Below are 21,836 nucleotides of genomic sequence, written 5' to 3'. Positions count from 1 at the left end.
CGCAAGCGGGCACGATCTTCCAAATTCTGTTCTTGGGCCACATTGAGTCTCATGCTGTCCAGATATACTGCGCCTTCGCTGCAATCAAGGTTCAAAACCGGTGTCAGGCTTGCAACGCCCGGCGTTGCTGTCCAAGCTGCGGCGCAGGAGGCGTGTATGAACCAAGACCTGATCCCCGACTCGCTGTCTGGCCTTTACAACAACATGGTCGCGGGGTTCTCTTCGGAATTTCAAGACCTGATCGAGTTGGTGGTTACGCCGGGCTGGCGGCAGTATCAGTTGATCATCATCCTTTTCCTTTGGGCGCTGGCTTTCCTTCTGAAAGTTCTGACACAGCCGGGGTGGGACGCTTGGACGCGTGCCCGCACCGGATGGCCCAAATGGCGGCTTCGCATCATGGTGCAGATGATGCAGCGGCTGACGCTGGTCTATTTCGTGCTGCTGTCCTGGTTCCTGTATCAGGTTATGCAGCATGTCACCTGGCCGTCGCGCAGTTACCTCATTGGGGTCATTGCCACTCTGGCAACCGCGTGGCTGGCGATTGCACTGGTCGCGAGGCTTGTCCGCAATCGGACGCTGCGACGGATATTCAAGTGGGCAATGTGGGTCTATGCAACGCTTGTTGCGTTGAATCTGACGGATGACGTGGCCGAATTCCTTGATGGTGTCGCGATTTCCATTGGGGACCTGCACATTTCGGTGCTGGGTATTCTCAAGGCCGTTCTGCTGATTGGCGTCCTGTTGACGCTAGCGCGTATCGGCACCCGCGCGGCCGAGCGCGGATTGCAGAGCAATGATGACATCACCCCGTCCATGCAGGTGCTATTGGCCAAGGGTATACAGGTGCTGCTGTACGGCGCGGTTTTTCTGGCCGCGATCCGCACGCTGGGCTTCGATCTGACCGGCATAGCGCTGCTGTCCGGTGCAATAGGTGTGGGCATCGGGTTCGGCCTGCAAAAAGTAGTGTCAAACCTGATTTCCGGGATCATCATCCTGATGGATCGCTCGATCAAGCCGGGTGATGTGATATCGCTTGGTGACACGTTCGGTTGGATCAACGCGCTGGGCGCACGCTATGTCTCGGTTGTCACGCGGGATGGGCGGGAATACCTGATCCCGAACGAGGACCTGATTACCAACCAGGTGGTCAACTGGTCGCATTCCGACAAATTCGTGCGGTTGGATCTGGATTTCGGCACCAGCTATGAGGATGACCCTCACAAAGTGCGTGCGACGGCGATCCGGGCTGTGAAGGCTGTGACCCGCGTGCTGAGTGGCGGAAAACATGAACCGGTTTGCCATATTACCGGTTTTGGTGACAGCAGCGTGGATTACGTCCTGCGGTTCTGGATTAGTGATCCCACCAAAGGGCTGACCAATATAAGGGGTAACGTTTACCTTGCGTTATGGGATGCATTTAAAGAAGAAGGCATCTCGATCCCCTTCCCGCAGCGCGAGGTTCGACTTTTGCCCGAAAACGCAAACCTGCAACAGATCGCCGAAGAGTGATCACCCTTGCGCGGGGCTGGATGTGCTTTCATTGAAATGTTGCAATCCCCTTGCTACCTTACTAGTACCCCGGCGCCGGGGTTTTGCGGCGCGCAGCAAAGGAGGACTATGTCCTGTCTCTACATACACAGGCGGGTTTGCCCGCCGATGACCGGGCCAACGTGATGGCCCACTCTCAGTCAATCAGCGACAAGCTGCTTGAGCGTATCCTTTCCTCACTTTCCGATGACAAGGCCGAAGACGTCGTGCAGATCAACCTGCAAGGCAAGTCTTCCGTCGCGGATCACATGGTCATTGCATCCGGACGTTCAACACGTCAGGTCTCGGCCATGGCGGAAAAGCTGACGGATCGCATCAAGCAGGAATTCGGTTTCACCTCCAAGGTCGAAGGCAAGGATGTCGGCGACTGGGTGCTGATCGATACGGGCGATGTGATCGTCCATATCTTCCGCCCCGAAGTGCGCGAATTCTACCAGCTGGAAAAGATGTGGCTGCCTCAGGGCGGCAGCGCCTCGGCAAACTGAGGCGCCATCCCGGCCTGCATTGAGGGGCCGGAGGCGAGAGAGATATGCGTATCAGCATAGTTGCGGTCGGGCGATTGCGCGCCGGACCGGAGAAATCCCTGCTTGACGATTACCTGACCCGCTTTGACCGGACCGGCCGTGGCCTGGGCCTTGGTCCTGCGCGGGTGATCGAGGTCGAAGACAAGAAAAACGCAGGCATGGGTGCCGAAGCCGCGCTGCTGCGCAAGGTACTGCCCAAGGGCGCTGTGATCTGTACGTTAGATGAACGTGGGCTAGTCATGTCTTCGCCCGATTTCGCAAAAAAGCTGGGCGGTTGGCGTGATGCGGGGCGGCAGGATCTGGCGCTGATCATCGGCGGAGCAGACGGAATAGACCCTGATCTGCGGGCCGAGGCTGATTTTTCCATCTCGTTCGGATCGATGGTCTGGCCACATATGCTGGTCCGTGTGATGTTGGCCGAGCAACTTTATCGGGCCGCGACCATTCTGTCGGGCGGTCCCTATCACCGGGTCTGACATGGCGCAGCTTCTGATCGTTTACCACTCGCGCACAGGCGGTGCCCGGCAGATGGCCGAAGCGGCTGCTGAAGCAGCGCGAGGTGAGGCGGACACGAAACTCGCTCCCGCGGATCAGGCCGGGCCTGAAGATGTACTGTCCGCCGACGGCTACATCTTCTGCGCGCCAGAAAATCTGGCGGCGATCTCGGGCCTGATGAAGGAGTTCTTTGACCGCTGCTATTACCCGGTGCTGGGAAAGATCGAGGGCCGCCCATATGCGCAGATGATTTGCGCCGGATCAGACGGACAGAATGCCGCCCGCCAGATTGCCCGGATTGCCACTGGCTGGCGATTGAAAGAGGTTCAGCCTCCGTTGATCATCTGCACCCATGCCCAAACGCCCGAGGCCATTTTGGCCGAAAAGACCATCCCGAATGATCAACTGAATCAGAGCCGCGAGATCGGTTCCGCACTGGGTGCGGGCCTGGCCATGGGGATATTCTGAAGGTTAGTCCAATTTGATCAATGTGGTGTCTTCATTCCAGCCATCCACATTGCACCGCGCCTGAATCTGCACCTGAGAAACGTTTTCAGGAATGACCACGCCACCAAGCGAGCGTGTAAAAGGCTGCTCGGTCTCATGCGGATGGTGCAGCACACGCATTCCCAACTCATTCCCGTCCATGTCCAGAACGCGCCAGCCGTCGGCGTAATGATCCCAGCCTGTATCGGGATGCCGGATCGTCACGTCAAACCGCCAGGCATCACCATTGGAACTGGCGCGGACCTGTTCGATTTTCGGCGGGTCCGCAAGGGCAGGCGCAGCCAGCAGGGCACTGAGAATCACATATCGCATGGATCGAACGTACGGTTTAACGCGGTGCATGGGGATCACGTCTCTGTGTTTGAGGTTTGGGCCATAAGGATCGCGCGGGACTGCGATGCAAACTCGCGACGATACAGGACACCGAATGCAATCACGGTGCCTAAGACCAATGCCATCGGCCCAAGAAACCACGCCAGCGAAGCAAGGGCGAAATAGGTGGCACGGAGACCACGGTTGAAGCTTCGGGCGGCGGTCACGCAGATCTCGGCCGCCTGACCGGCCCGAGGATAGGCTTGCGGGTGTTCGGGATCGTTTGGGACCGAGGCCATCAAAACGGCGCAGTAGCCAAAAAGACGATGTGCCCAGACGTATTTCAGGAAAGCATTGGCCAGCAGCAGGACGACGACAAGTATCTTGATTTCCCAGACCATCGCCGGTGCACTGCCGATGGCAAGATCCGTAGCCACCCCGGCCAATCGCTCGGTATTTCCCAACAGGGCCAGACCGCCCCCGATGGCAATCATCGTGGTTGAGGCGAAAAAGGTGCTGCCTTGCCGCATGGCGGCCACGACCTGAGCGTCGAACATGCGTGGCTGGCGCGTCACCATCTCGTTCATCCAGTCGCGGCGGTAGCCATCCATCATAAGGGCGACGGACCGTTTCCGTGGCGACGGATGTTCGATCTTCCATCCGATCCACAGCCACGCACCCAGCAATATTGCCATGGCGGAATAGTCCAGAGGGGAAAAAAGGGCGGCACGTTCGATCCAGGTCATGGGCGCGACAGTACGACCGGAGATCGGAACTTGCCAGTGCGGTAAATTGGTAATATTATTTTACCAAAGGGAGAAACGCCATGGAAATGCCAAAGCCAAGCGCGGATGTTCTGAGCCGGAAAAGTAAGGTTGTCGCCAGGTTGGCGCAGGTCCTGCCAAAAGATGCAATCATTCATGATCCGGTTGAAACCCGGGCCTATGAGTGTGATGCGCTGACGGCGTACAAATGCCCTCCGATGCTAGCCGTGTTGCCGTCAAGCACGCAGGAAGTCTCGGATGTTTTGCGCATTTGCCATGACGAAGGCGTGCCGGTCGTACCGCGCGGTGCGGGTACGTCGCTGGCCGGTGGGGCGTTGCCGACTGCCGATTGCGTCATTCTGGGTGTTGCGCGGATGAATGAGGTGCTGGAGGTAGATTATGACAACCGTTTCATCAGGGTGCAGACTGGCCGCACAAATCTGAGCGTTACCGGCGCGGTCGAGGAAGAGGACTTTTTCTATGCGCCTGATCCATCCTCGCAACTGGCCTGTGCCATTGCCGGCAATATCGCGATGAATTCAGGTGGTGCCCATTGCCTGAAATATGGTGTGACAACGAACAACCTTCTGGGCGTGACCATGGTGATGATGGATGGCAATGTCGTTGAAATCGGCGGTGCGTATCTGGATGCGCCCGGTCTGGACCTGTTGGGCGTTATTTGCGGCTCGGAAGGTCAGCTGGGCGTGGTGACCGAAGCGACGCTGCGCATTCTGCGCAAACCCGAAGGCGCGCGGCCGGTTCTGATGGGGTTCGACGATAATGAAGTCGCGGGCCGGTGTGTCTCGGACATTATCAAATCGGGCATTCTGCCGGTCGCGATCGAGTTCATGGACACGCTGTGCATAAAGGCCTGCGAGAACTTTGCGCACGCCGGATACCCCGACTGCCATGCGCTGTTGATTGTCGAAGTGGAAGGGTCGGAAGCCGAAATCGACCATCAGCTGTCGAAAATCATCGAGATCGCCAAACGCCACAACCCGGTCGAACTGCGAGAAAGCCAGTCAGCCGAAGAAAGCGCAAAAATCTGGCTTGGTCGGAAATCTGCATTCGGCGCCATGGGGCAGTTGAACGATTACATGTGCCTTGACGGTACGATCCCGGTGTCGGCCCTGCCAACGGTGCTGCGCCGCATCGGCGAGTTGAGTGAAGAATTTGAGCTGCCTGTTGGGAACGTTTTTCACGCAGGTGACGGGAACATGCATCCGTTGATCCTTTTCGATGCCAATAAACCGGGTGATCTGGAAAAATGCGAGGCCTTCGGGGCCGAAATTCTGAAACTGTGCGTGGACGAAGGCGGTTGCCTGACCGGTGAGCATGGCGTGGGTATCGAGAAAAGGGATCTCATGTCGCATCAATATGCCCCTGCCGATCTTGAGGCGCAGATGGCGGTCAAGGACGTTTTTGATCCCGATTGGCTTCTGAACCCTGCCAAGGTGTTCCCTCTGAACGTGTCGGAAACCCGCCGCGATGCACGGATTGTCTAAAATATCGGGCTCTAATAATGGATTTTGCCATGAAACCAGAAACAGAATCTGAACTGGCCGACATGGTGGCCGGGTTGAGAGACCCTGTTCGCATCGTCGGTGGCGGTACGCGCGCAATCTCCGGTCCTGAAGCGAATATCGAAACCGGGGCTCTGCGTGGCATTTCGCTTTACGAATCCGGGGCGCTTACTCTTGTGGCCAAGGCCGGAACGCCATTGGCAGAGATCCAGGCCGTTCTTGAGGCGGAAGGTCAGCAGCTGGCGTTTGAGCCGATGGACCACCGCAGTTTGCTTGAAACTCAGGGTGAACCAACGATTGGCGGTGTTGTGGCGGCCAATATCTCTGGCCCGCGGCGGATTCAGGTCGGTGCATGCCGGGATTTCCTGCTGGGCGTGCGTTTCGTCGACGGGCGTGGACAGGTGGTCAAGAACGGCGGGCGGGTGATGAAAAACGTTACCGGTTATGACCTGGTCAAATTGATGGCCGGGTCTTGGGGGACATTGGGCATTCTGACCGAAGTGTCGTTGAAGGTGTTGCCCAAGCCGGAAAGCGTGGCGACCTTGTCCGTCGCTGTGCAGGACGTCGGAAGCGCGGTGGAAGTTCTTTCTGCTGCGTTGAAGTCACCCTTTGAGGTGACCGGGGCCGTCTATAACCCTGAGGACGGAAAAGCCTTGCTTAGGGTCGAAGGCTTTGCGGATTCGGTTGCATATCGGATCGGTAGGTTGACCGCCGTACTGTCAGGTTTCGGAGAGGTGACAGACGAAGGAGATGCCGTCACGCTTTGGACCGGGATCCGCGACGTTCATCCGTTCCAAGGGAAAGGCGGAGATATCTGGCGGCTGTCTGTCAAACCTGGTGACGCGGCCGAAACATCCGCGCGGGTCGAAGCGGATCAAGCGCTGTTTGATTGGGGCGGCGGTCTTGTTTGGCTGCGGGTCCCGGCCGGCACGGATGTGCGTGCCCGACTTGGTGAGTTTTCTGGTCATGCCACGCTGGTGCGTTCTGACCACGCAACGATCACAAAGCTGGGGCGGTTTCAACCGGAACCAACAACAGTATCGGCTCTGACAAAGGGTTTGCGTGCGAAATTTGATCCTCGTGGTTTGTTCAACCCGGGACTGATGGGATAGGGCGATGCAGACAACATTTACGGAAAAGCAATTGCAAGACCCGGCAATCCAGCGCTCGAACGAGATTCTGCGCAACTGCGTCCATTGCGGATTTTGCACGGCCACGTGCCCTACATATCAGGTGCTGGGAGATGAGCTCGACAGTCCGCGTGGGCGCATCTACCTGATCAAAGACATGCTGGAAAACGGGCGTGTGCCCGACGAAAAGACGGTCAGGCACATCGACCGCTGCCTGTCCTGTCTGGCCTGCATGACCACCTGCCCGTCAGGCGTGCATTATATGCATCTGGTCGATCATGCGCGTGAATATATCGAGGCCAACTACAAGCGCCCGCTGACGGATCGTGTGTTGCGCTGGGTTTTGGCGCAGATCCTGCCCTATCCGATGCGATTCCGTTGGGCCCTGATCGGGGCCAGGCTGGGCCGTCCTTTCAGGTTCCTGATGCCTGATGCCCGGCTGCGCGCGATGTTAGACATGGCGCCCAAGGATATCCCGCCTGTCAGCCGTAACGATGATCCGCAGAGATTTGCGCCCGGCGGTGAACGAAAAATGCGGGTGGCGCTGATGACGGGCTGCGCGCAAAGGGCGCTGAACACCGATATCAATGACGCCACGATCCGCCTGCTGACTCGATTGGGGTGCGAAGTTGTGGTCGCTGACGGTGCCGGGTGTTGCGGAGCTTTGACCCATCACATGGGCAAGGTGCAAGACAGTCATATGGCGGCAACCGCCAATATCAGAGCCTGGAAACGGGAAATGGACGGTGAAGGACTGGACGCCATAGTCATCAATACCTCCGGTTGTGGCACCACCGTGAAAGATTATGGGCACATGTTTCGCAATGACCCGCTTGCCGAAGATGCGGCGCGTGTGTCTGGAATCGCTATGGATATCAGTGAACTTCTGATCAAGCTGGACCTGCCGACGGGCGAAAACCAAAACCTGACCGTCGCCTACCATGCCGCCTGTTCGTTGCAGCATGGGCAGAAGATCAAGTCTTACCCCAAAGATTTGCTGAACCACGCGGGTTTCACGGTTGTCGAACCTACCGACAGCCATTTGTGCTGCGGCAGCGCGGGAACGTACAACCTGATGCAGCCGGAAATATCGGGCCAGTTGAAACAGCGAAAAGTCAGAACACTTGAGGCGAAAAAGCCTGATATCATTGCCGCCGGCAATATCGGGTGCATGATGCAGATCGGTTCTGGTACGCAACTGCCGATCGTTCATACGGTAGAGTTGCTGGACTGGGCGACGGGCGGGCCAAAGCCACCGGCCTTGCACAGAACAGGGAACCCGGTTCCCGTCTTGCGGTAAATCATGCTGATGCCAGCGGGCATCATTTTCCACGGAAATTCCTTTGGTGCCTGACCGCCCTATTTTCGCCCAACGCGGCACGTAGGACAAAAGCCTCGAAGTGAGTCTCGGAGAACCGCGTGCGCAACTGGATCAAGGCGATCGTGCTCTGTGTCTTGCCGTTGGCGGCCACGGCGCAGGACACCGGACTGGAAAGCCTGGATACGTCGGATTCCGGGCGCGAGTGGATGGCTGTCGGGCGGTTGGATATCGCCGGCGCAGGGTTTTGCACCGGAACGCTGGTGTCGCCGACGCTTGTACTGACAGCGGCGCATTGCCTGTTTGACAAAAGATCCGGACAACGGATCAACCCCGCAGATATCGAGTTTCTGGCCGGGTGGCGTTTGGGACGTGCGTTGGCGTATCGGACCGCGCGCCAGGCTGTGATCCATCCGGATTACCAATATGGCGTCGATTCTACGGCCGACCGGGTAAGCGCGGACGTGGCTTTGATCGAGCTGTGGCAACCGATCCGTAATACCGCGGTAATTCCATTTGAGTCGGGCGATCAGCCCAAACGCGGCGCTGAAGTGGGCGTTGTGTCTTATGCGCATGACAGGTCAGAAGCTCCGTCTCTGCAACAGGTCTGTTCGGTCATGAACCGGCAGGCCGGGGTTATGATCATGTCCTGCGATGTTGATTTCGGGTCCTCGGGGGCACCGGTTTTTTCCTTCGCGGGCGCGCGCCCTCAGATCGTATCGGTGGTAGCGGCCAAGGCCAGTATGGACGGCCAGAGTGTTGCAATTGGAACCGCGGTTGAGCATTCGCTGCAATTGCTGCGTGACGAACTTTCTGCGGGGCGAGGATTTGGGCTTTCCTCGTCCGGATCGGGAACGAACAAGAACATAGGCGCAAGGTTCATTCGGCCATGATGAGAGTCTTCTGGAGCCTGTTACTTGGCCTGAGCGTCTTGGCAACAGCGCTGCATGCGCAATCCAACAAGCGCAGGCTAACCGATCGGGATGACCTTTATGGTTGGGAGGCGATCGGACGGCTGGATGTCCGCGACGCCTCGTATTGTACCGGCACGTTGATCGCGCAGGACACGGTGCTGACCGCGGCTCATTGTGCGGTGGATCGTCGTACCGGGAAGACTTACGTGCCCGAAGACATCACGTTTCGTGCAGGCCTCAGCAACGGCAACGCTTTGGCCGAGCGACAGGTCACGCAAATCGTCGTTCATCCCAGCTATGGTTCGCAGAACCCACTTTCGCACGAAGGTGTCCAGTTGGATGTGGCACTGATGCGGCTGAACGAGCCTATTCCGTACTCGGTCGCCGACCCCTTTGCGCTGCACAGCGGCCGTGTTCCGGGCAATGAGATCAGCATCGCCTCGTACGGGCGGGGACGGTCCGAGGCGATCACACGAGAACGGTCGTGCCGTATCATCGACCGCAGGCAGGGTCTGATCACCTTTGATTGCGACATTACTTTCGGGTCTTCCGGGTCTGCAATTCTGGCGAGAAACGGTTCCCGCTGGCAGATTCTGTCTGTGGTTTCGGCGGTAGGCACGAACGGTCGCAGAAAGGTGGGGTTTGGCATGGAGCTTGACGGGATAGTCGCCGAACTCAAGGCTATCATGCGGCGCGACGCACCTCAGCCCAAGGCGTCGATCCGCCGGTTGCAGGTCGGTTCCGGCAAGTCAGGATCTGGTGCGAAATTCATCAGTTCCGGCGGGGGTTGAACACGGCGAAATCGCTACCCATGTGATGTATATCGGATCGCCACAACGGGGTTCGGTATCCGAAATCGCCCGTCCGATCGGAGGGCACTTATCGCAAATCGCTCAAGAATGAGGATATGACACATGCGTACGTTTGATTTTGCACCGCTGCACCGCGCCACCATTGGCTTTGACCAGATCGCCGACATGATGGATCGCGTTCTGACCAACGATGGGGCCCAGCCCAGCTATCCACCCTACAACATCGAAAAAACCGATGTCGACACCTACCGAATTTCGGTGGCCGTCGCCGGATTTTCGGAAAACGACCTGGCCGTAGAAGTGAAAGAGAATTCACTTGTCGTGGCAGGCAAAAAAGCCGCTGAAGACAAAGAGCGCTCCTATCTGCACCGTGGCATCGCCACCCGCGCGTTCGAGCGTCGGTTTGCCTTGGCGGACCATGTCCGCGTCACCGGTGCGAGCCACGAAAACGGTATGCTGAACATCGAACTGAAGCGCGAGGTTCCAGAGGCCCTGAAACCGCGCCGGATCGAGATCACCTCGGCCAAGGCCATCGAGAAGGATGTGGTGGACGCCAAAGCCGTGAACTGAGGCTTCTGACTATCCTGCGGCAGTCCACTCCTCCCGGGCTGCCGCATCACACGCCCCGCGTTCCTCCAGACGCGGGGCGTTGTGTTTTTGGCGTGCTCGAAAACTGGTTCCCAGCAAATTATCCGCCTGATAGTCTTCGGTATTATGGAGAGCCGACCAAAACGTCGACTAGCAGCTATCCTGGCAGCCGACATCGCCGGCTACTCAAGATTGGTTGGTCTGGACGAAGAAGGTACCATCGCAAGGCTTCGGCTGATCCGCAGCGAAGTCATAGAGCCAACGATCGCCCGGCATTCAGGACGCATCGCGAACACTGCTGGAGACAGCTTTGTGATCGAATTTCGCAGCGCCGTCGATGCGGTTCACGCCGCCGTGGAGATTCAGACCGACCTTGCAAAGAGAAACGCGGGAACCGATCAAGATAGCGTCATCACGTTTCGAATCGGCCTGAATGTCGGCGATGTGGTTTCAAACGGGGGTGACATCCTTGGCGACGGCGTGAACGTTGCCGCGCGGCTCGAGGCTCTGGCAGATCCCGGTGGCATCGTTGTTTCACAATCCATCGTCGATTATGCGCGCAACAAAGTGCCTTACGGTTTTGCTCCGATCGGGCCACAGAACGTCAAGAACATCACAGACCCGGTTCAGGCTTTTCGCATAGAAGCAGAAGTTTTGCCTTCGCCGCGAAAACGCGGCACGAAGAGGAAATCCCGGTGGCTGCCACTGGCGGCTCTACTGGTGACGTTGGCGGCCGTTGGGCTTTTTCTGGCGAAACCGTGGAAGACTGGCCAATTGCGCGCCTCAGAGGCGCAGATGGTTTACCCCTTGCCGGATCTACCTTCCATCGCAGTGTTGCCGATTGCGAATTACACCGATGACGCATCCAAGGAGATGCTGATCAACGGTATCTCTGAGGATTTGATCACGGACCTGTCCCGAATATCCGGATTGTTCGTCATCGCCGGGAATTCATCCTTCGCATACCGCGATAGCAACATCGACATCGCACGTTTTGCCGAAGAGCTGGGGGTTCGTTACGTCGTTGACGGCAGCGTGCGACGTGCGGATGAAGATTTCCGGATCAATATTCGCCTGACCGACACTTTGAACGGGCGATTGATCTGGGCGGAAAGACTCGATGGTGCGATCGATGATATCTTTGAAGTGCAGAAAACCATTGTTCTCGCAATTGCTCAGAAGCTGGATCTTCCGCTCGACCCTCAAAGCCGGCAGGCCATCGAAAGCGTGGAAACCCAGACCATTGCGGCACGCGAAGCCTTCCAACGCGGGTGGGAGCTGTATTCGCAGTTCAACGAACAGGACAACCTTGCGGCAATTCCGCATTTTAAAAAGGCCGTGGAACTGGACCCGGATTATGGGCGTGCTTGGGCGACGCTTGCCCTGACGCATTTGCGACCGCACATCTTTCATCACTGGAACGGGTTTGCAGGTTCAGGCGCGCAAATGCACATCGGCCTGTTTTACAGATATTACCGGGATGTGATGGAGCAGGACACCGCCCTGGTGCACGTCATCCGGGCTATTGTCAGTCTCAATCTTCCGGATTGGGACAGTACCGAAGAGGTAGGCCGGGGGACGGAAGAAGCCAGACGAGAAGCAGCGAAAGCCATTGCGCTGCAACCCAGCGACCCCGAGGCTCATCTGACGATGGGATGGGCGTTGATAGCAGCGGGTGAGCCAGAGGAAGGGCTGGCCTTTGTGCAGGCCGCGACCCGGCTGGATCCCAACTATCCCAGCCACTACGCGCTGTTTGAAGCGGCGGCTCTTTACGCATTGGATGACCTGACGGGCGCGGCAGATGTGATCGAGAAAGAGTTGAACCGAAACCCGCAGGCCACTGAGCTGATGCCATTTGCAGCTTCGGTTCTGGCCCTGAATGGTGATCGCCGTGCGGGCAGGGCCATCATCGACCGATGGCAAAAGGGCAAGCACGCCGGTGTCATGCAGGACGCTGTTCAAAATTACTTTTTCATCATCCGCTGGGTCGGAGAAAACCAGCATCTGAACGCCCGGCTGAACGATGGGCTTCGACTGGCGGCGCTGCCTCCGGAAAAAACCATAGCGAGTCTCAGGGCAGATCTGTCCCGGGGGGATGCAAAAGATCAGAGGGCGGCAGCCCAATCACTGGCCCTGTTTGGTCCAGATGCACAGCCAGCGGTGCCGGAATTGATCGCGCTTCTTGAAAGCCCGTCGGTGTTTGTCCGCAAAGAGGCAGCTATTGCATTGGGGAAAATAGGTAGCGCGGCGTCGTCTGCATTGCCCGCGCTGGAAGCGATGGTGGACGGCTCGTTGCAGGGAAAGTTCGCGACCCGTGCCATCGAACAGATACGCGACAAATCCGCAGACTAGCCGTGTCAGCGTCAATTGGGCGACCGTCATAAACAGTCAAAAGACGACGCGATTTCGTTTCCGGATGTGGGGTCTCTGCCCACCGCAATGGGACAGAGACCGTATTGGATCAGACCGACATGCAGACGTATTTCATTTCTAGATAGTCTTCCATGCCGTGATGGCTGCCTTCGCGGCCCAGGCCGGATTGCTTGACGCCGCCGAACGGGCCCAGCTCGGTCGAGATGATGCCGGTGTTCACGCCGACTATGCCGTATTCCAGCGCCTCGGCCACCTTGTAGACGCGGCTCAGGTCCTTGGCATAGAAATACGAGGCCAGACCAAAAATCGTGTCATTGGCCATGGCGATCACGTCGTCTTCGTCCTCGAACTTGAACAGCGGGGCCAGCGGGCCAAAGGTTTCGTCCTGCGCCACCAGCATGTCCTGAGTCACGCCGGTCACGATGGTCGGCTGGAAGAACGTGCCGCCCAGATCATGGGGCAGGCCGCCAGTCAGAACCGCGCCGCCCTTGTCGGTTACGTCCTTGATATGTTCCTCGACTTTGGCGACTGCGTCGGCATTGATCAGCGGGCCGGTGGTGGTGCCTTCGGTCAAGCCGTCGCCGATTTTCAGCGCTTCCACTGCCGCCTTCAGTTTGGCCGCGAAAGCGTCATAGACACCGGCCTGCACATAGATACGGTTCGCGCAGACACAGGTCTGGCCATTGTTGCGGAACTTGCACAGCATCGCGCCTTCGACGGCTGCATCCAGATCGGCGTCGTCGAACACGATGAACGGCGCATTACCGCCCAGTTCCATCGAACATTTCATGACCTGATCGGCCGCCTGGCGCAGCAGAATGCGGCCCACTTCGGTCGAACCGGTAAAGGTCAGCTTGCGCACGCCGGGGTTTTCGCAGAACTCCTTGCCGATTTCACTGGCCCTTGATGAGGGCACCACGTTGAACACACCCGCGGGCACGCCGGCCTGTTCCGCCAGCATCGCCAGTACCAGCGCTGACAGGGGCGTTTCGGTGGCCGGACGCGCAACAAAGGCGCAGCCGGCGGCCAAAGCCGGGCCTGCCTTGCGGGTGATCATCGCGTTGGGGAAGTTCCAGGGCGTGATCGAGGCCGCAACGCCGATCGGCTGCTTCATCACCATGATCCGCTTGTCGCGCTGATGGCCGGGAATGGTCTCGCCATAGACGCGCTTGGCCTCTTCACCGAAGAACTCGATGAAGGACGCGCCATAGCCGATCTCACCGATGGCCTCTGCCAGCGGTTTGCCCTGTTCAGCGGTCAGGATCTTGCCCAGATCCTCGGCGTTTTCCATCATCAGATCGAACCAGCGCCGCAGGATGGCTGCACGTTCCTTGCCGGTCAGTTTGGCCCATTCTTTCTGCGCGGCTTCGGCCTGTGCGATTGCTCTGGCGACCTGAGCACGGCTGACGTCAGCCACCTCGGCGACCACATCGCCCCGAGCGGGGTTCGTGACTTTGAACGTGCCATTGTCACCGTCTACCCACTGACCGCCGATATAGGCTTTGGTTACAAGCAATTCGGGGTTCTTCAGGATTGACTTCAGATCGGTCGTTGCGTCCAGCATGATAAGCCTCCGGCGTGAATTGGGTTGCGCGCACCCAATCAGGTGATGTCTCAATTGTCTATGGCCACTCTGGATGTGGAATCAATCCAGATTTGATCAAAAATTTACTTAACAAGTTAATCTAATGAAGTCACTCGATATCTGTTTCTTTCATTCGGCGGTCTCGCCTTTCCTTTTGCAAAGGAGTTTGTCAAAGTCTGGGTGAATTTTGAGGCCCAGGGGATGTAAATCATCGTAACATTCCCTATCTTATTGGGTAATTAAAGAAAAAGAGGACAGCAGAGATGTCGAACCAGCAATTCGAAGCGCTTATTCAGGAAACGCAAACCAAAGTGCGCGAAAGCCAGTCTCAGATCGAAGGGCTGACCTCGCGTATTGAAGCCGCCCGCGCCAAGATAGGCACCGCCGAGGCCGATATCGACATAGAAAACGCCACGCTCGAGGATGTGCATGCCCATACCGAGGTGATGAACGCCAATATCGCCGAGCTGATCATGGGTCTGGACGACGTCACCAGCGCCTTTTCCAAGGATTTTGACGAGATGCGCTCGAAATCCGGGTGGGAGACCTTTGTCGGCATCTTCTCGAAAGGCAAATCCGAGTCGATGCGGCAGGAACGCATGCGCACGGCCAATATCGACGACAAGCTGCAGGACCTGATCGCCAAATCCGACGTGATCGTCAAACTACTGGAAGGGCAGTTGGCCGTGCTGGAAGAACAACGCGTCAAGGTCGAGGACAACCTGACCGGCACGCTGGACGATCGCGAGGCGACCGTGGCCGAGCTGGAAGCCTTACGCGCTGAGATTCAGGGCATGGACCCGGCGATTATTACGCTGGAAAACAAGATCAGCGTCGAACAGGACGCCGCCGCGCGCACGCAGTTGGAAACCGAACTGGCCGAGCTGAACAAACAATACAACGCCAAGGTTCAGGAAGAGCAGGTCAAGCTGGCCAAATCGCAAACGCTGGAACGCTATATCGAAAAGGGCAAGACCTGGGTCGATTCACTGCAAAACCAGGCGGCGACACAGATGGTGCTGATCAACAAGCTGCAGACAGACACGCAACAGCGCGTGGTGCTGTATGACGCCCTGACCAAATCGCTGAAAACTGCACAGCAGCAGGACGTGGCCCACCGCATCAACGAGATCGGTGTGCAGACCGATCAAGAGGCGCAAACCGCCATGGCCTCAATCGGCACCGCGACCAACCAGAAGATGGCCGACATGCTTGAGGCGCATGAGGACCACATGGTCTTTGCCCGCGACGTGCTGGAGAAAAAGGCCAAGGCAGATGAACGCTTTGCCCGCCGGTTTGCTTCGATTGTCGAGAAGCATGATAAGAATTTGTACGGGGGGTGATGCGCTTCAGTGACGTTCCATTCCAAAGGCAAGCCAAAAGGAATACGCTACAGGTTCAGGATAGGGATTCTCTTTGTTGTCTTCGGCGGGTTCCTGACTTTGCTTCTTCTGACAGCCGATTGGACGCCAGACCACTTGGTGATCAAACTTGTGCTGATAGTGGGTGTTCTCTTGGCGACATTCTGCCTCTGCGTTTTGTTCGCCAACGGTCTGATCAAGCTTGAACAGCTTGATGAGAAGTTATTCGGCCACCGACAAAGAAAAGAGCGCGTGGATAATGACTAACCCCACCCAAGACCATGTCGGCCTGACCGACACTTTCGCCTCGCGACGGTATTTCCGCAAATTTGAGGTGATCACTGTTCACCTCCTGCGCGTGGCCGCGACGATGGAGGCGGAGGGCGCGATCTCGAAACAAGAAGTGCGGATCGTGTCGCGCTACCTCTCGGGGCTGCTTTACACCTTCCGCGCGCTCAGCATGAAATACCTGCTGGTCGGGCGCGATACCGGGCGGTTCTTTGGCAGTCTTGCAATGGACAAGCGCGACAGTGGGTTTCCGGTGGCGGCCGAATTGCTGACCATGGCCAATGACGCGCAGCAGGCGCAAGTGCATCTGGCGAATATGCCCTCGGAAGATGATCTGAAAACCGACATGGTGCGAACGATCATTGGCGATCAGGAAATCCCCACCAAGCTGCAATTCGCTCTGTCCCAAAGGCTCTATTACGAGGAATTGCTGAAAGGTCAGCTGTTCTGGGCCCGCAATGATCCGGAATGTCACTGGATCGGAAATGAGGGCGAGCGGCGCAAGTTCATGATCCACTGGGCGGTTTATGACAGCCAGATCAACCTTCCGGTCATCTACCTGATGCAGTTGGAGGACAGCGGCAAAACCGCCCTGCCCAAGGACCAACGCCGCTGGCCCGAAGTACAGGCGCATCTGATGGCGCAAGCGCTGGGCGGTTTGAAACTGGTGACGATCGCCAAAGGGTTCGATCAGGATTTCGACGACCTCCATCCCAAGCATTTGCGCCGCATTCATGTGGGACCGATGTATTCCTCAGCCTACACCGAGCAGTCCGGCCCCCTGCGGCAAGTGCTGGAGGACGCGCAATCTCCGCAGGGGGAAGACTGGGCGCTGGCCTGGACCACTGAAGAGCTGCAAAGCGAAGAAGTGATCGAAGAGCGCGCCGGGTGGTTTTCTACCGTCGAGCGTGAGGTTTTTGCACTGGACCCGTTCGGCGGGCAGGGGGCCGAGACCGGGGCGACCCGTACTCAGCGATCAATCATTCTGCCCCAGCGCCCGTTTCAGGTGCTAGCTGAACGCAACCCGCCGGGATTTGGTGATGTGCGCAAATTCGTAGTCAGCAAGAGCGGGCAGGTGTTGCGCTATTAGTTTGACCTCCGGCGGGAGTATTTTTGAAAAGATGAAGCAAGGGCGGTTTTGAAATGAGTTTGACGTCAGATCAGATGGAATTGCGCGAAGACGATATTCGCAAGCATTACCCGGCAGCGACCGCCTTGCTGAACGGTTTTGAACACGCGCCGCGGATCGCCAAACCCGTTGCGGCCACCGTCGAACGGTCTCCGGGCGTGTCGACCGGGCGGCGGTTTCGCTCGACGACTCCGGGTTTGGTGACGCGGCGTACGGCACGCGCGGATGGTGTACATCTGGTCGAACGGATTGAGGCGTCGGATGATGGCGATGCGCTGGTCTCGCCGCCACAGGCCACCACACAGCAGGCCATTCGCCGGGCCATTGCCATCGCTCTGGCCGTGGCCGAGGCTTATGCGGAACAAACCCCGCTGTCCGACCTTAAACGCGCAAATCTGGCCGGGGACCTGCCTGCGGCGCGCAAGACTGAGTTTTCGGAGTTGCTGACGGCTGAGGCTCTGGTCACCTCGCATGTGTTTGGCAATGCGCTGGCCTATCTGATGTCTTCGCATCTGGGCGAAACCACTGTTGATGTTGGCGAAATCGAAGAGGTTTTGACTGACAATGGTCAATTGGCCCTGCACGGAGCGTTGTGGGAGCTGGACCAGACGCTGGCCAAACACGCGCCTGACGACGCGCACCTGATCGCGGCCACCAGTGCCTATGCTGAACAGCTGATGGACAAGGCCGCTCTGCGCGCCCAGTCCGCAGGCCATCTGGCCCCGTTCCAGAACGCCGCCTGGCATATCGAGGCTGATGATCTGACGATCCGGGGGTTTGAACCGGCCTCCAAGGCCAAATCCACCACCCTGACCATGACGTTCAAAAAACCGAATGAGGTGGTCGGCAACCATATCGCCAAATATCAGGCGATGAAGCTGGCCAAGATGGTGATGGCCTATGACTTCGACCGCCGCCTGAACCCGTTTGCCGAGCTTGGCGGGTTCATATTCACCTTCATGGGCGACGGCAAACCGGGTACCGGCAAGACCACCCTGATCCAGATGATGGCGGGGCTGATCAACGACTATTGCCAGAACGCGGGCTACCCGTTCCGCTATCAGAACCTGAGCACTGATAACATCGACAGCTATCAGGGCAAGTCCGGCCAGAACGCCAAGGCCTTTATCAACACGATCATCGACCCCTCGGTCATCGGTTTCGGCACCATCGACGATATCGACCAACTGGCAGGCAAACGCGGCGACCGGCAGTCGTCAGCCGGGCAACTGGAAATCACCGCCGTGCTGATGGAGAGCTTTGCGGGCGCCAACACCGTCGTGCGCGGCAATTGCACCTTTGGCATGTTCTCGAACTACCCCGAGAATGTGGACGACGCCCTGCGCCAGCGGGCAGGTGCGCGGTTCCTGGTGGACGGGCCGCAAACGCGTGAGGATTACATCGACATCCTGCACCTGCTGATGGGCCGCAACCACGACATCCCGCTGGGCGAACACGAAGCCTATGCTGCGCAAGAGATCAAAAAGGCCGTCGCCGCCAGTTTTGAAAGCCATGCGCGCCCGCATGAGGACGCTTTGCTGCAGGTCTATGACCGGGTGTCCGGCGATATCGGCCAGATGGACACCATCGCCAAGCTGGGCACTTACCTCAAGGCGATCCAACAGGCGGATGAGCGCTTTACCGGCCGCGCGATCAAGAACATCACAGACGCGGTCAAGGTCCGCGCGATGGATTTCGAACTGCCCGACGAGTGGATGGAAAACCCCGACCTGTTCCTGTTCCGCGACTACGACACCAAGAAAGCGATGATCGAGGATCTGCGACAGCCGATCACGGTCGAGATGGTGATACAAGAGATCAACCGCTACGCCGACAGCGAGTTCCGCTATGCCGACAAGAGCGACGAGGTCGCCATCGAGAACGCGGTCCGCGAGATGGGGCGGATGGAAGAGGCCAAGCGGCGGTATTTGGAGGGGAAGGGGTAGTGGACGATGTGCTCTTAGAAGTGGGTTATTTTCCCATTGCCACGATAGCCAGCTTTCTAACAGGTTGGTTCGCAGTTGAAGGAAGAGTGCCTTTTATTGTAGCGCTTCTTTGTGCGCCGCTTGTAGGTATGGCGCTCGTGCCTAGCGTCGCTATTGAGGTCTATGGACTGCTATCAGTTGGTAGATTTGGCGCTGGAGCCATATTCCTTCTTACAGGAACTGTGATTGTAGTCTTGGCCTTTCCATGGGTTCTTGTGATTGGCCCGATGATATCGGCGTCAATCTGTTGTCTAGGCTATTATACCCGTCACGATCTTTTTCCGATGGATACAGAAGCAAGGGAAACCGCAAAGCGCATACGCCGTCAACGCAGGCAAATGGCTAATTTGAATAAAACAGGCTCTATTCGAAGGAACAGAAAAAGTTGATTCGCCTCATCGAAAAAGGCCTGATGTTCGGCAACCTTGTCCACATCTCCAGCCCGGCTCTGGTCGAGCGGTATAACCGCGCGCTGCAGCATCTGGCGGGTAAGACTACGGCGCTGACGGATTTCCATGTCGATATCTCGGGCTTTTCGCCAGAGGTGGGGATTGAGCTGGAGGATGAGCTCTATCTCAACCCCAACGGGGTCAACAGGCAGTTCATCCTGCTGACGACCGAACAGAAACGCGCGCCTCTGCTGAACGTCAAATTCTCGACCTCGCGCGATATTCTGCGCGAATTCATCGAGATGAACGAGGCGCAGCTGTTTGCCCTGACCGCCACAGACGCGGTGGCCGGTGAGCTGGTGAATTCCGTCATCAAACTCACCACGCCGCGCGACCTGTTCAACCTGCAAAAGATCGAGATCGAGGCCGACACCGCAGGCGGCACCCTGCGCAAGGCCCAGCAACTGGCGGGCATGGTCGAGCGGTTCAAAACCGAAGAGGACGCCTGGTTCGACGATGTGCTGATCGCCAAGATGATCGAAACGGCCAAGGAAACCGGAGACGTCACCCGCAACCCGGTTCGTCTGCGCCACACAGATTTTGAGCAGCGCAATTTTTGGACGGCACATTTCGGCGGGCTGTACCTGTTTCCCGATCTGGACCACCCGGCCGCGATTTGCATGGGTGAAAAGCCCGACGACCTGCCGATCAAGTACACGTTTGATCCGTCACAGCGAAACCAAATCGCCAAGTTTCTGGATTACAACGATCTGGTCGAACCGATCGTCAAGGCGCGCGGCGTGGATGCCGCCGCGATCCTGCAACAGAAGATGGATTTCCTGACCGTTGACGCAGCGGCGGATGCGGATGTCGACCTGACCGGGTCGGACCGCAGCGACATGCGGCGGCTGGCGCGAAACCACTCGGATCGCCTGCCTGATGCCTATCACGGTCTGGCGCAACTGCTGCGCTGGGCGAGTGACGGGGGGCCGTGGCCGCGTATCACTTCGGACCATCCGGCCTATTTCTATACGTTACGCGCCGCGAATACGCCGAACCGTGATCTGGTAAACATGTTGCTAGCCGAACTGGCCCCGCTGGACCCGCGCCAGATGTTCATCTGCCACAAGGAGTTGTTCTACAGCACGTATTCCAGATGGCCCGAGAGCAAGAAAGCCTATGTTGCCGATTTCCTTGCACGCGAGTATCAGGTGGACAAGCAAGGCGCCCGTGCCGCGCTGTTCGGGCATGAACCGGATATGAACGGCGACGATCGGGTCAGCGATGACATAATCGCACGGGTCGGTCCGTGGGGTTCGGTGAGGAAAGGCTGATATGTTCGGATTGTTGCGCCTTTTGCTGATCTTGTTGGTGATCCAGACGGTTACCTATTTCGCACTGTCTTTCTACTCGCGCGGGATGCGCCGTCGCAAACTGGAAACCTGGTGGGACGAAAAGGGTAAGACGGGCAACAAAGAAGCCTTTGTCGAACGCGGATTGCATGTGTATGACAACTCGTTTCGGCGTAAACTGATCCTGGGTGTCTATATCGTGCCGTGGGTGGCGATTGGCGCGATGATCTACATCGTGAATTACATGTGAGGGTTTAGGCATGGCCTATGTGAAATGGGCGTTCATTATCATTTTCTGGGGTACGATTGCCGTGATCCTGCAGTATTCGCTGCCGCAGCATGACATTGTGCGCATCGTGAATACCTATGAAGAACGGCAGGATCTGAACGATTGGACTCGGATTTTCTGGTCCGAACCCGAGGATCAGTCCACCAGCCTGTCCAACCGGGATGTGCAGTTCATTCAGGCGGTGCGGGCCAACGGAAAACCCATCGTATACCGAAACGAGGATACCGGTTGGGGCTGGCCGCCGTATTTCAAGTTCGACACAGCGAACCTCTATACCGAGGCCAATGATGCTAAGTCGACCAAGGAAAACCCGAAATGGGTGGTCGTGACCCATTATGGTTGGCGAAACGAATTTATGTCGATCTTTCCCAACGCCATTTTCATCGAAGATGTAGAAGGGCCGGATGTTCGGATCATTCCCTGGTTCAATATCATCTTCCTGACGATCTTTGCCGCGTTGGTCTGGGCGATATGGGTGCGTTGGCGCAGGTTCCGGCAGGCTCGGATCGATCCGATGATCGAAAACGTGGAAGACGGGCTATATGCAGCCGGTGATGCCATTGAAGAGCGGCGCAACAGGTTTCGCCGCTGGCTGGACAGCTGGAAATCGAAATAGACCGCAGCTTTGGCGGGCGTGCCAGCAGCGCTCC

21 protein-coding genes are annotated in these 21,836 nt (G+C 57.6%); 18 read left to right on the top strand and 3 right to left on the bottom strand.

What is annotated here, in order from left to right:
* Positions 1–156: 156 nt before the first annotated feature.
* The 4 genes from AC2FJB_RS15820 to AC2FJB_RS15805 all read left to right on the top strand — a co-directional run bounded on the left by AC2FJB_RS15820 (position 157) and on the right by AC2FJB_RS15805 (position 3,035).
* A complete protein-coding gene (locus AC2FJB_RS15820; protein WP_496719469.1) occupies positions 157–1,509 on the top strand; it encodes a mechanosensitive ion channel family protein in 1,353 nt (450 codons plus the stop codon).
* Positions 1,510–1,673: 164 nt separating this feature from the next.
* Positions 1,674–2,033 (top strand): ribosome silencing factor, encoded by a 360-nt coding sequence (gene rsfS / locus AC2FJB_RS15815; protein WP_496719492.1) that lies wholly within the window; start codon positions 1,674–1,676, stop codon positions 2,031–2,033.
* Between the two features lie 44 nt (positions 2,034–2,077).
* The gene (gene rlmH / locus AC2FJB_RS15810) at positions 2,078–2,548 is read left to right on the top strand and encodes a 23S rRNA (pseudouridine(1915)-N(3))-methyltransferase RlmH (protein WP_117871058.1); all 471 of its coding nucleotides are present in this window, start codon (positions 2,078–2,080) and stop codon (positions 2,546–2,548) included.
* A 1-nt stretch (position 2,549) separates the two neighbouring features.
* Positions 2,550–3,035, top strand: a complete 486-nt coding sequence (locus AC2FJB_RS15805) for a flavodoxin family protein (protein WP_496719468.1) — start codon at positions 2,550–2,552, stop codon at positions 3,033–3,035.
* Between the two features lie 3 nt (positions 3,036–3,038).
* Here the strand turns inward: AC2FJB_RS15805 and AC2FJB_RS15800 are convergent, their stop codons facing one another.
* Both AC2FJB_RS15800 and AC2FJB_RS15795 read right to left on the bottom strand, forming a co-directional pair.
* Positions 3,039–3,386, bottom strand: a complete 348-nt coding sequence (locus tag AC2FJB_RS15800) for a hypothetical protein (RefSeq protein ID WP_496719491.1) — start codon at positions 3,384–3,386, stop codon at positions 3,039–3,041.
* A gap of 35 nt (positions 3,387–3,421) precedes the next feature.
* A complete protein-coding gene (locus AC2FJB_RS15795; protein ID WP_496675245.1) occupies positions 3,422–4,132 on the bottom strand; it encodes a DUF599 domain-containing protein in 711 nt (236 codons plus the stop codon).
* Positions 4,133–4,212: 80 nt separating this feature from the next.
* Here AC2FJB_RS15795 and AC2FJB_RS15790 point away from each other — a divergent pair, with 80 nt between their 5' ends.
* The 7 genes from AC2FJB_RS15790 (at position 4,213) to AC2FJB_RS15760 (ending at position 12,787) form a co-directional block, all read left to right on the top strand.
* Positions 4,213–5,655: an FAD-linked oxidase C-terminal domain-containing protein gene (locus tag AC2FJB_RS15790; protein WP_299900229.1), complete on the top strand. Its 1,443-nt coding sequence runs from the start codon at positions 4,213–4,215 to the stop codon at positions 5,653–5,655.
* Positions 5,656–5,684: 29 nt separating this feature from the next.
* Positions 5,685–6,785 (top strand): FAD-binding protein, encoded by a 1,101-nt coding sequence (locus tag AC2FJB_RS15785; RefSeq protein ID WP_496719467.1) that lies wholly within the window; start codon positions 5,685–5,687, stop codon positions 6,783–6,785.
* A gap of 4 nt (positions 6,786–6,789) precedes the next feature.
* Positions 6,790–8,103, top strand: coding sequence for a glycolate oxidase subunit GlcF (gene glcF / locus AC2FJB_RS15780; protein ID WP_496719466.1), 1,314 nt, complete (start codon positions 6,790–6,792; stop codon positions 8,101–8,103).
* 119 nt (positions 8,104–8,222) lie between these two features.
* Positions 8,223–9,014 (top strand): trypsin-like serine peptidase, encoded by a 792-nt coding sequence (locus AC2FJB_RS15775; RefSeq protein ID WP_496719465.1) that lies wholly within the window; start codon positions 8,223–8,225, stop codon positions 9,012–9,014.
* Positions 9,011–9,826 (top strand): trypsin-like serine peptidase, encoded by an 816-nt coding sequence (locus tag AC2FJB_RS15770; protein ID WP_496719464.1) that lies wholly within the window; start codon positions 9,011–9,013, stop codon positions 9,824–9,826. The genes AC2FJB_RS15775 and AC2FJB_RS15770 overlap by 4 nt, the downstream gene beginning before the upstream one ends.
* Positions 9,827–9,949: 123 nt before the next feature.
* Complete coding sequence (locus tag AC2FJB_RS15765) at positions 9,950–10,417, top strand: Hsp20 family protein (RefSeq protein ID WP_496719463.1); 468 nt, start codon at positions 9,950–9,952, stop codon at positions 10,415–10,417.
* A gap of 144 nt (positions 10,418–10,561) precedes the next feature.
* A complete protein-coding gene (locus tag AC2FJB_RS15760) occupies positions 10,562–12,787 on the top strand; it encodes a HEAT repeat domain-containing protein (RefSeq protein WP_496719462.1) in 2,226 nt (741 codons plus the stop codon).
* Positions 12,788–12,896: 109 nt separating this feature from the next.
* Here AC2FJB_RS15760 and AC2FJB_RS15755 read toward each other — a convergent pair whose 3' ends face one another.
* Positions 12,897–14,372: an NAD-dependent succinate-semialdehyde dehydrogenase gene (locus tag AC2FJB_RS15755; protein ID WP_496719461.1), complete on the bottom strand. Its 1,476-nt coding sequence runs from the start codon at positions 14,370–14,372 to the stop codon at positions 12,897–12,899.
* Between the two features lie 284 nt (positions 14,373–14,656).
* On the opposite strand from AC2FJB_RS15755, the gene AC2FJB_RS15750 reads away from it, so the two are divergent.
* From AC2FJB_RS15750 to AC2FJB_RS15720, 7 genes are all read left to right on the top strand, one after another.
* On the top strand, positions 14,657–15,736 hold the full coding sequence (locus AC2FJB_RS15750; RefSeq protein ID WP_117871040.1) for a coiled-coil domain-containing protein: 1,080 nt from the start codon (positions 14,657–14,659) through the stop codon (positions 15,734–15,736).
* A 277-nt stretch (positions 15,737–16,013) separates the two neighbouring features.
* Positions 16,014–17,132 (top strand): hypothetical protein, encoded by a 1,119-nt coding sequence (locus tag AC2FJB_RS15745; protein WP_496719459.1) that lies wholly within the window; start codon positions 16,014–16,016, stop codon positions 17,130–17,132.
* A gap of 53 nt (positions 17,133–17,185) precedes the next feature.
* Positions 17,186–19,117 carry an AAA family ATPase gene (locus AC2FJB_RS15740; protein WP_496719458.1) on the top strand — a complete coding sequence of 644 codons (1,932 nt, stop codon included), beginning with the start codon at positions 17,186–17,188 and terminating at the stop codon, positions 19,115–19,117.
* Positions 19,117–19,545 (top strand): hypothetical protein, encoded by a 429-nt coding sequence (locus tag AC2FJB_RS15735; protein ID WP_496719457.1) that lies wholly within the window; start codon positions 19,117–19,119, stop codon positions 19,543–19,545. The genes AC2FJB_RS15740 and AC2FJB_RS15735 overlap by 1 nt, the downstream gene beginning before the upstream one ends.
* Positions 19,542–20,879 carry a DUF6638 family protein gene (locus AC2FJB_RS15730; protein ID WP_496719456.1) on the top strand — a complete coding sequence of 446 codons (1,338 nt, stop codon included), beginning with the start codon at positions 19,542–19,544 and terminating at the stop codon, positions 20,877–20,879. Before AC2FJB_RS15735 ends, AC2FJB_RS15730 begins: the two co-directional genes overlap by 4 nt.
* Before the next feature lies 1 nt (position 20,880).
* A complete protein-coding gene (locus AC2FJB_RS15725) occupies positions 20,881–21,147 on the top strand; it encodes a hypothetical protein (RefSeq protein ID WP_117871028.1) in 267 nt (88 codons plus the stop codon).
* 10 nt (positions 21,148–21,157) lie between these two features.
* Positions 21,158–21,802, top strand: a complete 645-nt coding sequence (locus AC2FJB_RS15720; protein WP_117871026.1) for a DUF1523 family protein — start codon at positions 21,158–21,160, stop codon at positions 21,800–21,802.
* The last annotated feature ends 34 nt before the right edge of the window (positions 21,803–21,836 follow it).

The organism is Ruegeria sp. CDSC085 (assembly GCF_059610465.1).
This window is presented reverse-complemented; position numbering and strand designations above follow the sequence as displayed.